Below are 13849 nucleotides of genomic sequence, written 5' to 3' on the forward strand. Positions count from 1 at the left end.
CGTTTAGCTGTTTACTGAAATAAACTCCAGTAAAATGGTTTTGTCCACACTGGCTAACGGGATCGTCAGACGATCACCGTTTTTGAGTTCAAGACCGTTGCCTGTGTCTACAGCCCGTCCGGATTTTTCAATCGTAATCTCGGGGGTACTGCGCACAATGATACGATCCTGATTGGCTGGTGTGAACACGACCTTGTCGGTTCCAGCAAATTCCGGTGCCAGTTGCAGCAACTGGTGCAGATTAAATTTGCCCCGGAAGGTGTTCAGCTTCTTGTATTGCGGATACGTTTTTTCGCCGGTGTTCTCATCCCGGATTTCCAGTACGATTTGACCGACAAAGCCACGGTTGGCCTTTTTGACAGCCTTCCAGATGAAATACGCGGCAACCAGCAGAACGAGCAGTCCCAGCCCTAAAAGAATGAGTGGCAGTAGCTTGGACTTTTCAGCAGGTGTTGTTGGCTGCGTCGTGCCCGTATTCGTACTGCTCGTCGCCCCTGCTTTAGCACTGATGGTTACAGGCTGTGTTTCACGGTAAAAGCTCTTCTCCTCTGCTCTAACGGTTAGTTCGTAGTCATGCTCATCTGGAATCGTATAGGAACCGGTAAAAGAATCCCCTACATTGGTTAACGGCACCTCATTCGTTGTACCGGAATCCAGATCCTTGACCTTCAGAACAGCATTCATATTCGCATACAATTCCTGATCCTGGAGCTGCTGGCTATTGCTCGTTAGGTAGGAACGAATTTGAACTGCATCGCCTTTTTTGTATGATTTGGCTGACGGTGCGTCCATTTTCAACTCCAAATCATAGTTAAACACCAGATTAATATCAATCTGATCCTGCTGGACTCCCTTGACTTGGAGCTTCCAGTCACCAGCCACAGGCTTAAGTAGTTTAATCAGCGAGTAGCTTTTGGACTTGGACAGCAGCACATCGCTCGAAGGAATTGGCTTGGTGTTGCCCGACGGGTCTATCAATCTCGCATCCACCGGTTTTGAGGACATGATCGAAATGTTAGCCTCCAGCACACTATCGTTCGGTACGGTTACCGTTACATCCTGATAGTCACCGTTTGCCGTAATAGACTGCAAAGGCACCACTTTCAACTTCAAATTGCTGGCGAAAATTTCACTCAAAATGTTCGGCAGGTCATCCGCTGAGCTTGTAATAAAAGATTTGCCGCCCGTTTGCTGCGCTATGTCGGCGAGCTTGTTTTTATTCAGCTTTCCATCTGCATTCAAACCGATGGTGTAGATTGGAACGCCGTTATTTTTAGCCTCGGCTACAGCCTGTGCCATATCCTGATCGGATTGGCTTTCGGTTCTGCCTGTCGTCTTATTAAAATCGTTGTTACCGTCGGCCAGCATGACGATCATAGGCGCATGTCCAGCTGTTTTACCATCTTGCAAAATGCGGATCGCTTCCTTGACACCCACGGAGGTGTCAGTATACGCCCCCCGGTTCAGTCCGTCAATAAACGTCTTCAGTTCCTGCTTATCCGCTTCGGATGTAATATTAAGCAAGGCTTTCTCGCGCTGTACGACATCCGTATACGCTACAATCCCGACTTTGTCATTTTGCGTCGACAGCATATCAATGAACATTTTCATGGCTTCATTGCCAATTTTCCCAGGATCACTGGTGTTCATCGAATTACTTACATCGACGACCAGTACCGCATCCACCTTAGAAGCAGAGGGTGAAGCGGCATTCGCCATCTGTGGCTGCCATGCCAAAATCGAGGTCATGATCATTGTACATATGATTCCGATGACCAAAAACCATTTTCTGTCTCTACTAAACATCGCTTGTACCCCTTTGCCGGTTAATTCTCATTCTAAATTACAGTTGTACTCCCCTACTATTAAATTATAATGAGTTTTACATGAGCGCCAGCTGAAAATACTGCCCGAATGGTCTGAATCCAACCAAAAAGCCTGTTATACCGCGTGATTTTACCAATATCCTGCAGTAATGATATAATTATACCCCAACAAGGGCAATCGGGCACCAGCCTTCTCCTTTATACGACAAAAATGACAGTAGCGAAACCCGCCCATGTAAAATATTGAAGTAAAAATCCAAGTAGAAAGAGGAAGTACACTATGATCTCATACGGATGTCTGGCGATTATGTTTCTTTTTGTCGCCATCAAATCACTAATTTACTATATACATAAAAAACGGGCCCCGTCGATTACACAAATCGACACCGAGCTTCTAGCACTGCTGAACCGGAGAAGTGAACGCAATGAATAGTTCCAAACAAGCTGTACAATTTCGCCCATTTACCCGCACTGAGCACGCCTTCCAAAAGCTAAGAGTCTGCAAGCGTTGTGGGCAATTTACCGCCCTTTGGGAAGAAAAGTGCACATCATGTGGTCGGGATACACTAGTTCCTGTAGAGCAATATGCCAGACTCAGAGCCAAACGTTATTTTCGTAAAGACCTTGCTGTCAGTGTCATATTGCTGGCCGCTACTGTCTTTTTCGGCCACTCACCGCAACAAATGCTTTTGTGCGGTATCGTCGGTGCGCTTCTTCTGCTGCCCTTAGTGCTTCTACAGCAGGGTATTTATCCTTATGAACAGCGTAGGCAGCTTATACGTCTGTTCAGAGGTCGTATAGGGCAGATCCAGGAAGGACTAAACGTTAATCATAAAAACGCGATTGCCCTGCGGCAACTCAGTGAGCGTGTCTCCTATGAAATGCTGCGTGAGATGGCTGTCCTCATTCACAATGATCGGATAAGGCTCCAGCAGGTCGCCCTGCTGCAATCTTTCGTTCTCCGCAAAGACATGGAATTAACGCTCGATCCCCTCCTGATCAAGAGCTTCGAGCCGCTTATGGTCAGATATATCGGAGAGATTGCCAGACTCAATCGTGAGCTGATCAAGGACCGGACATTCCGATACGTAGTCTTTTATGAGCGCCGAATTCTGGAATTGGCAGGGGGCGAAGATATTCTCGTCCGCGTAGCCAGTGCAGCTGTCCGTAAAAAGCGCTACGTAGTCACCCATGCCGCTTTCATTTCCAGATATGTACGCAAACTGCCAAAGGAACGAGTCCAGCGTTTATATCATATCATTCAAGAGAATCCGTTAGAACCCTTTGGAGATTTGGCCGATGAAGTAAAGATCATATACCTGATGGAGCAATATAAAAGCTAAGCTGCCACAATACCCTTCTTTATATGACGTCATCTCGATCACAAATCACTGCAATGAACCAGCAAAAAACCGTCAGGATCGCCAACGTGCCTCCAGACGGTTTTTTTAATTATGGATTATTATAACATTGTTATCTTTTTTATTGGCCTTGCAGTTTTTGCTGCGCATGTCGAATGGAAGTAAAGTTAAAAGCACGCACTCCCTTGCTATCATACACAATAATCTCTTTATTCAAATACGGGTGTAGGCCATTAAAGTATCCTGGCATAATCAGTCTGCGCATAAATAGGTTTTTACCCAGCATACGGGGTGAATTGGTCGCTACGACAAGCATTTGCTGGGTTGCAGACCATGGGCTAGGTTGAATATATGACAGACAATACTCGCCTGCCGTAAAATCGTCGCCCAATGTATACCCTTCCTCCGTACATGTAATTTGCAGATCGGCTTGGTGCTTCTGAAGCAGCTCATGTCTGGACAAGCCCGAAGTGATACAAATCACGTTGCTATCAGCCAGTGCTTCCTCCGTAATATCATTAGAAGACACCACGGGATAATGAACACCGATATACGGATTCCAAGTTGCTGTTCGTGGGCTAGCCAAGGCGTTCGCCGTCCGTCTCACCGCCTGCTCTTCCTCCGGTGTAGCATAGCTGGATGGAAGGACAATGTGAAGACGATCCATATAAACGTCAAGCACACCCATACCGTGGCTCAAAACGTTTCTTCCCACGCTTTTCGAATCCACCGTTTTCATTTTGGCATTCAATTCTTTTGTAAAGCATCCACTGCTTTCTTCCTCCCGTTCGGCAATCAAACGGTATTCAGGTGAGGGGCGTTTATGTGACTGTGTTTTAACAAAGCGAAAGCGGCTGTATTCCCGCAAGTCCAACACGAAAATACGGGCTCCGATACGAACCTGGGCCAGCTCCAAGGGCATGACCTCTTGAGAAAGATGAATGATAAATTCTTCGGCGTGAACTGCCTCGATATCCAACTCACCTGTGGCACTCATTTCACCGTACAACTCGGCATATTCCTCATTTTCATCCATTCGCGTCAGTTCCAGCCAGTAAGCCCGGTTATGTCTCCCCCGTTCCGTCCGATAGGCAATACGCTGAGGTACGACATCTCTTTTCCATTGCATAAGCCAGCCCAGCACGCCGTCCAGAAGTCTCAGCTCATGCGTATCCCAGTGATTAGACTGCCGCTCTACAACACCTCTAAAATGATCAGATAGAAGCTCTGTTACAGGGGCTGTGTATGCTTGTGCAAATAAGTAATCCTGATCTCCGCATACATTCAATATTGGCATATTCAACAGATTTATCAGATGCTTAGGATGTGGCGCTCCAGAGATAACCGCAATAGCCGCAAACCGAGAAGGATAAGCCTGTGCCATCGCCCAGGCCGCATAGGCTCCGTTCGAATAACCCGTCAGATAGATCCGCTCTTCGTCCACTCGGTATGCTTGCAGTATGACATCCAGCGCCTCCAAAAAAGCAGCTTCTCCAATATAACTACCCAACGTTACACCACGGCATGAAAAAGTAACAAATATAGCTTCCTCTTCCCAGCCTTGCCCAAAACCTCGATTCTGAAAATCCGGCAAACCCAGCTCATATCGCTTGCCTGGCATCAGAACGATCAGAGGATACTGTCGGTCAGTCGAGTAGCTTCTAGGAAGCTGAATGGTATAACGTTGCAAACTATTGTCCAAACGGGAGACAAAAAATCCTTCCCCAATTCCGTCATTAGACAAAAAAATGTGTTCTTCTTGAAGTAAGGATGGGGGCTGTGACTGTCCGGTATGTCCATTTGTGAAGATCTGTTTTAATAGCTTGATATATTCACGCACAATCCGGTAATCCCAGATTTCAAAAGGATCTTCCGGCAAATCCGTTAACCTTTTTAATTCTTCAAGCAGGCCCTCTATTTGTATTTTCTGCGTAGAAGGAAGAATATCTATAGCGCGGGCTTGAATGTACCGGTCATACTCTTCCTGCAAGCCCTCCACGACGACTGACAAAGGCCGCACAAGTGCCGAATACACTAAATGATGCTCCACAGCCTCATGATCCCGATATGTAACGGTGAAGTGCAGCATTCCCGTATTCCTGGCCTTTTCCTCATCCCAGTCATAGCTTTGCTCCTGCTCCCAATGTGCTGGAAAGCGATCCAGCTTTATGCCTTCATCATTCGTTACCTCGACCCATAACGTTTGATCTAAGGGAAGATCTATCCGATCCTTACGCAGTAAATAAAATAAGATCGGGCTGTCTTCACCCTCCCTGCCAGCACTTTTCTCAACCTCTAGCCATGCCATATGAAAACGTATATTACGGTCTACAAATTCACGATGCAGTTCTGCCACATCTGGTTCGTTGCATACCTGATTTCCACTGATACGAATAGAGCGGGCCTCCTCAGGAATAAACGCAGCAATGATAACTACCGTGTGATCGCCTTCCTCCAGATACAAGCGAAAAGGACCGGATTCCGCATATACCAGTGTGCCATCTATCCAAATTTGTCCCGTTCCTTCAAAGGGTCTGAAAATCACTTCCTGTGCAACCATACAACGAAGATTTGAAACCAGCAAAAGCCTTTCTTGTTCGGCCAAAGGCGGAAAAACACCTAGATTCAGTTCCGCAGTCCGAGGGTCTAGCTCGGTCAGTAATCGGCACGCTGCCTTTCCTCCGGCTGAAAGCTCTATTCCTTCTTCACCACAAGCCTTTTCCAAATTCCAATCCTCATGGGCAAAATAATTGGACCATTCCCTGCCCACACCGCAATTTTCCGGGAGCATGACCGGACCGACTGCATAAGCAGACCTCAGACGTACCGGATGATCCGACAGCACAGTTGTTGCTTTTTCCAGATGTGTGAACCTCATAACATTCCCCCTCCAGGTTTTTGTTTCCTCAGAGACGTAGTCGCGGTTATATCCCGTTTAACATTCAATTGAACTATATAAAACTATTCGTTATTACCTCTACGTACTCCTCTGTTCTTCTCAAAAAAGTAGCTATGATAAAAAACAAAAAAAGAGGCAGCCTCAGCTACCTCTCTTGATCATTACGATTATTTTCTTACAATGCTGCCTGCAAGTCTTCGATCAAATCTTCCAGATCTTCAATCCCAACCGAAATCCGTACCAAACCTTCGGTAATGCCTAACTCTGCACGACGTTCTACCGGAATAGAGGCGTGCGTCATACGTGCCGGAACGCTAATCAGACTTTCAACCGCTCCCAAGCTTTCAGCTAGTGTAAAATATTTTACCTTTTTCAGAAGTGCAACCGCGTTAGCGTCACTACCTACATCAAAGGAAATGATGCCGCCAAAGCCTTCAGCCTGGGTTTTGGACAGTTCATGTTGTGCATGGCTTTCCAGTCCAGGGTAGTACACTTTGCTAACCTTCGGATGTTTTTCCAAAAAGGCTGCAATTTCCTTCGCATTTTGCTCAATCGCTTCCATACGCAGACCCAATGTTTTAATACCGCGGATCAATAACCAAGAATCCTGCGGGCCGAGAATAGCACCAATGGCGTTTTGCAGAAAATGAAGTTGCTCTCCCAGCTCGTCGCTGTTCACAACAGCCAGACCGGCTACAACATCGCTGTGGCCGCCCAAATACTTGGTAGCAGAGTGAATGACGATATCAGCCCCAAGTGTAATTGGCGTCTGCCAATAAGGGGTAGCAAATGTGTTGTCGACGATCAGTAAAAGATCATGTTTTTTTACAAGCTCCGAAACAGCACGGATATCAGTAACCTTCAAAAGCGGGTTCGTTGGCGTTTCGACATACAATGCCTTCGTATTCGGACGAATTGCTTTGGAGATGGCTTCCAGGTCAGTCGTATCCACAAATGTGGATTCAATTCCGATACGGCTGAGCACTTTGCTTACAATACGGTAGGTGCCTCCGTATACATCATCGGTCAGCAAAATATGATCCCCTGCGTTAAACAGTGAAAATACCGCATGAATGGCTGCCATACCCGAACCGAAAGCAAAACCACGCTTTCCTTCTTCCAGATCCTTGATCAGCTCCTCCAGAGCAAACCGGGTCGGATTGCCTGTACGCGAATATTCGTATCCCTTATGGACGCCAATTTCCTCTTGCTCATAAGTGCTTACCTGATAAATAGGAACGTTAACCGCGCCTGTATGGGGATCGGTAGGAAGCCCACCGTGAATCAGTTTTGTTTTGCGTTTCATTTTATATCCCACCTTCATATATTTTTTTGCTCAGATAACGTTCGCTGCTATCCGGGAAAATGGTAACAATATGTGCGCCATCCGGTGCATTTTCTGCTTCCAGTAAAGCGGCATGTAAAGCAGACCCTGAAGAACTGCCAACAAGAAGACCTTCACGTGCAGCCAGTTCCTTGACACGGTCAAAAGCATCGACATCGCTAATGGTGTGAATGGCATTGAAATATCCTTTATCCACAAATTCAGGGATTAATTCCATGCCAATTCCTTCCGTTTTATGTGGGCCTGACTCGCCGCCATTCAAAATGGACCCTTCTGGCTCCACGATGACCGTTTTAAGGGCTGCATTTTGTTCCTTAAGGTAACGCGAGGTTCCCATAAACGTTCCCCCCGAGCCTGCACCTGCCACAAATACGTCCACTTTGCCGTCCAGATCGTTCCATATTTCAGGTCCCATTGTCGTATAGTATGCCTCGGGATTATCCGGATTACTGAATTGCCGTGGCAAGTATGCATCTTTTATTTCAGCAGCTAATTCTTTTGTTTTTTCGATAGCTCCTTTCATCCCCTCACTTGTCGGGGTATGAACGATGCGTGCTCCCAATGCCTTCATCAGGTCCTGCTTCTCTTGGCTGAACTTCTCAGGCACAGCAAAAATAACCGAGATATTATAATGAAGCGCTGCCATCGCAAGACCAATACCTGCGTTGCCTGCTGTTGCTTCAATTAATGTCCCCCCTGGCTTCAGCTGACCTGTTTTTAATGCTTTTTCAATTAGAGCCTTCCCCACCCGATCCTTAACGCTGCCGCCGGGATTCATAAACTCCAGCTTCGCAAACAGGCGAATTCCTCTCGGTAGAGAATAGCTGTTCAGCTCCACTAATGGCGTGCGTCCGATGAGTTCAAGGGTATTTTGATATACATTCATAATTTCAAGCTCCTTTTAATGGCGAATCCAAAATAAACCAATGGTCAAAAATTAACGCCTATTGTCGGAGAAGTTCGCTATCATCTCCGAGAAAACACAGTAATACGGTAAGTATTGATGCAATAAGATTTTATGTGTATTTGAAGCTTTTGTCAAATGGACCAGTCACAATACCCACACCCCCTGCCTACTTGCTCGATATGATAGAGAAGATGTCACAAAATGTCCTTGTGCAACATAAGGAGGAGTTCATATATGGGAAAGCAATTTCTGAAGATAGCTGCCGTATATTTTGCTCTTAGTGTGCTGCTTAGTGTAATTATTGGCGTGTCGGGTGATCACAGCCTATCCAATGTTCAGTCTCATACCCATTTGTTGGGTTGGATGGCACTTGGAATAATAGGTCTGATCTATGTGACCTTTCCTGCACTTTCAGTTACTATTTTGGCACATATCCATTTTTGGATGCACAATATCGGTCTGCCCGTGTTGATATTGGCGATTATAGGTGAAAATTACAAAGTTCCAGAGGCTGGAGTTTGGATCGTCATAGGATGGGTGTTACTCGCGGGGGGGACTATGCTGTTTATGGTGAATGTGTGGGATAGACTGCGCTAAAGCAAATAAGTTCTCTTCAATGGCCATAAAAATAAGGAGCCTGATCATGTCAGGACTCCTTGATATCTTCATTATATGTTAGCTATATACCAGCTTTGCTAGCTAAGTGTTCTATACTATTACTTCACTGTTTCATCCTGTACATGTTCTTTACAGAAGGTCTCAACAGCTTGCAACTCATCATCTTCAAGTTCAAGATCAATGTAACGATTCGTTACTTTTTCAATTAATTCATACTTTAGCAGTCCCGTCTTTTCTTCGTCTACTAAATAAAGACAACGGATATACAGTCCGTTTTCAGTGTATAGCTCGTCGTCCTCCTCTACCTCTACATCAATGATAAATTCATAACGCTGTCCAGTCAAAATACCAAAAGCATCTTTAATCTGATCTACTGTGTACGTTGTAAAGTTCAACATGTTTTTATTCCCCCCGGGTTTCCTTCAATTACGGTGCATTCTACGCCCGCAGGCAGTAGTTGTTCAACTTGTGTACGTACTTCTTGACGACTCAAATCCTGGCCCATGATGGATATCCAGCCTCGATCATTACGCGAGCGAATTAAACGCCCTATGCCTTGTCTGAGTCTAAGTGCCATGTGAGGCATATCTATCTGAATAAACGGATCTGCTGCATCCTTGCGCAGAGCCGTAAAAACCGGATCATTCGGAGGAAATGGCAGTGACCAGATAATGACGTGCGACAGAGAAGGTCCAGGAATATCCAATCCTTCCCATAATGTAACAGCGCACAACACACTTTCCTCATCATTCTGAAAAGCTGAGATCAGATGGCTGATTTCAGCCGAACCTTCGTACAGAAAACGATAAGCAGACGCCTCCGGGTAGGCAACGAGACCCGTCTGGAATGCAGCCAGTTCTTCCTGTGAAGGAAACAGGATAAGCGCTCTTCCCTGTGATTTCTCCAGCAGTGCCAGTGCTCTCGGGATTGGATCATCCCCCGCTTGCAACGGGTACAGGGCAGCTTGCATCTGATCGCTGTAGTCATAAGGTGAAGCAACAGAAAACGTTAGCGGATTTTCAATACCGAGACTCTGCGCCATATAGTCAAAAGAGCTCTCTACGGAAAGTGTAGCTGAAGAGAATACGATCGGTATATGCTGCGCAAATACTCGTTCTTTGAGAATCTCTTTTACCATCTTCGGCATAACCACAAGCGTTAATCCATCCTGATCCTCCATCACCCACGAAATGAGAAGTTCAGGACGCTTAAACAAAGCCAACGCGGTTTGAATCATTTCCAAATGTTCTTCCACAATTTTGACTTGATACTCATCCAAAGAGAATAGCCCGCTTTCAAATACAAGCTCTTCTTCGATCGTGCCGATCAGTTCACCAAAGCGGTTTACCTCTCGAATCAGTGACTCATTCAGAATGAACTCCTTGCGATTAGAACCCTGTACAGGCTGACTGTTCTTATCAAGCGCAGCGAACAAAGCCTCACTTTGGGAGATCGCATCTTCGATCGTCATTGCCAAAGATTCCCGTACTTCTCCCTCCAGCAATCGGGTAATTATAGATTCAAACTGAGCGTGCTTAAGCTTGTAGGTAAGCGCATTTTGTGCCGCTGTCTCCAGCAAATGCCCTTCGTCAAAGACAACAGAGCTGTGCTCCGGCAGCAACGGCAGCTGACCCTCGCGCTTTCTCGCTTCGTAGGTCCATACATGCTCCATATAAAAGTCATGAGAGCAGATGACCAGATCTGCCGCTTTACGGTAATGATCACGAGACAACGTCTGACCGCAACGATGCCGCTGATGGCAAACGAGACAGTCTTGAAATACATCCCATCCGAGTCTGCTCCACTGTCCATCTGTTAGCTCGGGATATTCCTTTCGGTTCCCGTAAGGAGTAAAGGATTGTAACGTATCTGGAAAATGAACAAAATCCGGCAGTTCCTGATAAATATCACGGAAAACATCTGCGTCCTCATCCAGTCCGCCTCGCACTTCATCCAGCTTATTCAGACAAATATACTGATCCGGCGACTTCCCCAATCTGGCATCAATCGTCAGATTCAAATGCTGTGCCAGCTTGGCAATATCCCCTTCCGGCTTTACCAATTGTTCAATTAACGATTCGTCCGCACAGGCGATAATCGCCGGTTTTCTCATGTATCGGGCATATGCAATAGCGTACAGCAGGTATACGAGCGTTTTACCAGTACCCACACCTGCTTCTGCAAAAATGGTCTTTTTTTCCTTATAGGCACGTTCTAGCTGGAATGCCATATAAATTTGTTCATCCCGAACCTCAAAGCCGACTTCAGGCAAAACTTCATAAAATACATCCGCAATCCAGTCACTTGCCTGCTCAATAAACGGCTTGGACGGATCAAAGGCAAAAGGGTAAGTAGTCAATCGGGCTGTGCCTCCAATTCGTTCATAATGTGCATCCTTTCATTATAACGCAAAACAAGCTAAAAAGAACATGAAAACTGTAAGAACAGCTTACATTTTTTATTTCGCTATAAGAATCCCTTTAAATAAAGGGACATACTTTCGTCTGAGTGAGACGCTACGTGTAGCATTTGATCCTACGATCGCTGTTGCCCCGGGATTCTCAGATTTTCATAAACCTTTAAAAGGTAAGAATCCCATGGCAAAGGCGAACGCTACGCTTCTCCAGATTCAAATCCTCCACTACGCTGCACACCACCGTAGTATCGTTATTTTATAAATGAAAAATGTCTTGCTTTCCTGACAAAAAAAGTAAAACACCATAACAAAATGAAAAAACAAATAACCACCTAATGTATTGCAAGCATTAGCTGGTTTCTTGTTAATTGAAGAATATGCATTAAACAGAAGCTTTGGTGATCTCCTCTAATACTTACAGAAAAGACGATTGCTGCCCATATCGCTGCAATTCTTTTTTATGTACAACAAAGGTGTTGGTACAAAGATCGTGGAGTCCCTGTTTTTTAGCAGTAAAAGCAACCACAATATAAATAATATGAGCAATTACAAAAGAAATAGCCTTAATCCAATAACGCCCTGAGGCGTGTAAAAATCCAAGACGTTTTCCTTCCTTGTCCACGACAACCAAAGAGAACGCAAGCTTACCCGGTGTAGCCTGTACTTTCGATGATTCCCATAAACCACAATACAGCCATGGTAGCACGAGCCAAAAAATCAGCGGCATCCAAATTAAAAACTCTAATATGAAGCCAGTCTCCTCTATGCCCAGTAGGTCTGGAGTAATAGAAAGCATACTCCCTACTAAAATGACTAATAAAGTCATGATGATTAGATCAATCAAAAACGCTGCTGTTCTTATCCAAAATCCTCCGTATATTCTTTTTGTACTATCACTTGTTGCTGTCATGATATGTATAACTCCTTTTGCAAATGAGATTTAAAATCCAGTTTATCCCTTTATCCAAGAAGATATCATACGGTTACCCACCTATATTGTCAATTTACGAGCAAATGCTCTTAAACAAGTAAAAGGACCTATTTCCATGCATCAAAATGAAAATTTTATAGGAATTAAGAGCTTATATACAATGATTTTTCTTGGATTGGGTACAAAATAAGCGCAGCTACAATTTCTTCCCCCTCTATAAGTAGTACTTTGGCATCGAAATAAAATCCAGCCTTTTCATGCATAAAAAAACAGCGTATATGTAAATGGAATTACACACACGCTGTCTCACAATTCATTCCGTAAATCTGACTAATTATAGGACGATTAAAAATAAGTTCGTTCTTGCACGCTTATACACTATATTTTTTTGCATTCAACACTAAACAAACCTTCTTCACCGCGCAGCTTTGCCAATGCCTCGACAAAGAAATAATCGCCATAGATAATGGGAACGTTGATGTATTTTTGCTCAGGATAATGTACGGTTCCGTTCAACAGCAATCCCTCATGCTCCTCGCCCCACGCTGTACACGTATGATGCAAGCCCTCGAGGATAGATTCTGCTGCTTCTGTAAAATGCTCCGCACGCGCCGAATATTTTGCCAGCTCCAGCAAACCACTGGCCGCAATTGCCGTAGCCGATGAATCCCATGCCCCGCGGTGCTCTTCCTCTGCTCTAAAATCCCACACAGGCAGGCAAGCATCACCCAGCTGGGATAGAAAAAAATCAGCCGTGTTCTCGGCCACCTTCAAATAACGCGAATCGCGCGTGTACCCGTACGAAAGCGTAAAACCATACAAGGCCCAAGCCGTGCCGCGTGCCCAGGCAGAACCGGGAGCAAATCCCTGTCCGCCATGCTCGGCGACCTTTTTTCCAATCTCCGGATCGAATTCAACTACATGTGCGATAGAGCCGTCCGAACGGACAAATTCACGTGCTATGGTATCTGCATGCTGCACAGCGAGAGCGGCAAAACGCGGATCTCCGCTTTCCTCCGAAGCCCAATAAAGCAAGGGTAGATTCATCATACTGTCTATAATCGCAACGCCCCGTGTATCCATGTCCTTCGAGGGAAAGTTCCACGCGCGAATAAAACGGCCATTCACGTTAAAACGGGCAGCCAGCAGATTGGCAGCCAACAACCCACGTCTTCTGGACTCTGAATCTCCGGTCATCCGATGGGCGGCCACACCGCTGAGCAGCCAAATAAAGCCAAGGTCATGGTCTACAGCTTCGCTATTATAGAGTATTTTTTCCAAACGACCCTCGCACCGCTGTGCAACCCCGGCAGCCACACTGTCAGGACGCGCCCGATTGACTAGCCACAGCAGCCCCGGATAAAAACCTGCTGTCCACCACGCTTCTTCACGATTATCATAACGTCCACCCTCAGCAACATGTGGAAAATCGTCTCCCAGTCTTGCCGCCAAGGCAAGCGTCTTATCCAAAGCCAGCTCCCACGATTGCTCCAGCCACGCTTCTGCTTTCGTCATTACTTTTTCCTCTCCTTTTTCCACATGTTAA

At 45.6% G+C, this 13849-nt stretch carries 10 protein-coding genes; 2 read left to right on the top strand and 8 right to left on the bottom strand.

The genetic code is table 11. The annotated features are described in order from the left end of the window. Positions 1-3: 3 nt before the first annotated feature. Positions 4-1806 carry a vWA domain-containing protein gene (locus ACL9RM_RS21950; protein WP_250268185.1) on the bottom strand — a complete coding sequence of 601 codons (1803 nt, stop codon included), beginning with the start codon at positions 1804-1806 and terminating at the stop codon, positions 4-6. 445 nt (positions 1807-2251) lie between these two features. On the opposite strand from ACL9RM_RS21950, the gene ACL9RM_RS21955 reads away from it, so the two are divergent. Next, positions 2252-3169: a hypothetical protein gene (locus ACL9RM_RS21955; RefSeq protein WP_250268184.1), complete on the top strand. Its 918-nt coding sequence runs from the start codon at positions 2252-2254 to the stop codon at positions 3167-3169. A gap of 139 nt (positions 3170-3308) precedes the next feature. Here ACL9RM_RS21955 and ACL9RM_RS21960 read toward each other — a convergent pair whose 3' ends face one another. The 3 genes from ACL9RM_RS21960 to ACL9RM_RS21970 all read right to left on the bottom strand — a co-directional run bounded on the left by ACL9RM_RS21960 (position 3309) and on the right by ACL9RM_RS21970 (position 8317). Next, positions 3309-6065 (bottom strand): PHB depolymerase family esterase, encoded by a 2757-nt coding sequence (locus ACL9RM_RS21960; protein WP_250268183.1) that lies wholly within the window; start codon positions 6063-6065, stop codon positions 3309-3311. 196 nt (positions 6066-6261) lie between these two features. After that, positions 6262-7392 (bottom strand): bifunctional cystathionine gamma-lyase/homocysteine desulfhydrase, encoded by a 1131-nt coding sequence (locus ACL9RM_RS21965; RefSeq protein WP_069291805.1) that lies wholly within the window; start codon positions 7390-7392, stop codon positions 6262-6264. A gap of 1 nt (position 7393) precedes the next feature. Next, positions 7394-8317, bottom strand: a complete 924-nt coding sequence (locus ACL9RM_RS21970) for a PLP-dependent cysteine synthase family protein (RefSeq protein ID WP_023988377.1) — start codon at positions 8315-8317, stop codon at positions 7394-7396. Between the two features lie 255 nt (positions 8318-8572). Here ACL9RM_RS21970 and ACL9RM_RS21975 point away from each other — a divergent pair, with 255 nt between their 5' ends. Continuing rightward, positions 8573-8935, top strand: a complete 363-nt coding sequence (locus ACL9RM_RS21975) for a hypothetical protein (RefSeq protein WP_069291804.1) — start codon at positions 8573-8575, stop codon at positions 8933-8935. 119 nt (positions 8936-9054) lie between these two features. On the opposite strand, the gene ACL9RM_RS21980 is transcribed toward ACL9RM_RS21975, so the two are convergent. The 4 genes from ACL9RM_RS21980 to ACL9RM_RS21995 all read right to left on the bottom strand — a co-directional run bounded on the left by ACL9RM_RS21980 (position 9055) and on the right by ACL9RM_RS21995 (position 13818). Next, complete coding sequence (locus tag ACL9RM_RS21980) at positions 9055-9354, bottom strand: DUF6509 family protein (RefSeq protein ID WP_061831931.1); 300 nt, start codon at positions 9352-9354, stop codon at positions 9055-9057. After that, complete coding sequence (locus tag ACL9RM_RS21985; protein ID WP_250268182.1) at positions 9348-11315, bottom strand: ATP-dependent DNA helicase; 1968 nt, start codon at positions 11313-11315, stop codon at positions 9348-9350. Before ACL9RM_RS21985 ends, ACL9RM_RS21980 begins: the two co-directional genes overlap by 7 nt. 472 nt (positions 11316-11787) lie before the next feature. Continuing rightward, the gene (locus tag ACL9RM_RS21990; RefSeq protein WP_250268181.1) at positions 11788-12282 is read right to left on the bottom strand and encodes an RDD family protein; all 495 of its coding nucleotides are present in this window, start codon (positions 12280-12282) and stop codon (positions 11788-11790) included. Between the two features lie 399 nt (positions 12283-12681). Next, a complete protein-coding gene (locus tag ACL9RM_RS21995) occupies positions 12682-13818 on the bottom strand; it encodes a glycoside hydrolase family 88 protein (RefSeq protein ID WP_250268180.1) in 1137 nt (378 codons plus the stop codon). Positions 13819-13849: the final 31 nt, after the last annotated feature.

This window comes from Paenibacillus sp. S29, from assembly GCF_049319765.1.
GTDB classification, from domain to species: domain Bacteria; phylum Bacillota; class Bacilli; order Paenibacillales; family Paenibacillaceae; genus Paenibacillus; species Paenibacillus polymyxa_B.

Bases quoted from the DNA above. Each gene is read 5' to 3' on its own strand.
- ACL9RM_RS21950 (WP_250268185.1), bottom strand. From the start codon at position 1,806: ATGTTTAGTAGAGACAGAAAATGGTTTTTGGTCATCGGAATCATATGT.
- ACL9RM_RS21955 (WP_250268184.1), top strand. From the start codon at position 2,252: ATGAATAGTTCCAAACAAGCTGTACAATTTCGCCCATTTACCCGCACT.
- ACL9RM_RS21960 (WP_250268183.1), bottom strand. From the start codon at position 6,065: ATGAGGTTCACACATCTGGAAAAAGCAACAACTGTGCTGTCGGATCAT.
- ACL9RM_RS21965 (WP_069291805.1), bottom strand. From the start codon at position 7,392: ATGAAACGCAAAACAAAACTGATTCACGGTGGGCTTCCTACCGATCCC.
- ACL9RM_RS21970 (WP_023988377.1), bottom strand. From the start codon at position 8,317: ATGAATGTATATCAAAATACCCTTGAACTCATCGGACGCACGCCATTA.
- ACL9RM_RS21975 (WP_069291804.1), top strand. From the start codon at position 8,573: ATGGGAAAGCAATTTCTGAAGATAGCTGCCGTATATTTTGCTCTTAGT.
- ACL9RM_RS21980 (WP_061831931.1), bottom strand. From the start codon at position 9,354: ATGTTGAACTTTACAACGTACACAGTAGATCAGATTAAAGATGCTTTT.
- ACL9RM_RS21990 (WP_250268181.1), bottom strand. From the start codon at position 12,282: ATGACAGCAACAAGTGATAGTACAAAAAGAATATACGGAGGATTTTGG.
- ACL9RM_RS21995 (WP_250268180.1), bottom strand. From the start codon at position 13,818: ATGACGAAAGCAGAAGCGTGGCTGGAGCAATCGTGGGAGCTGGCTTTG.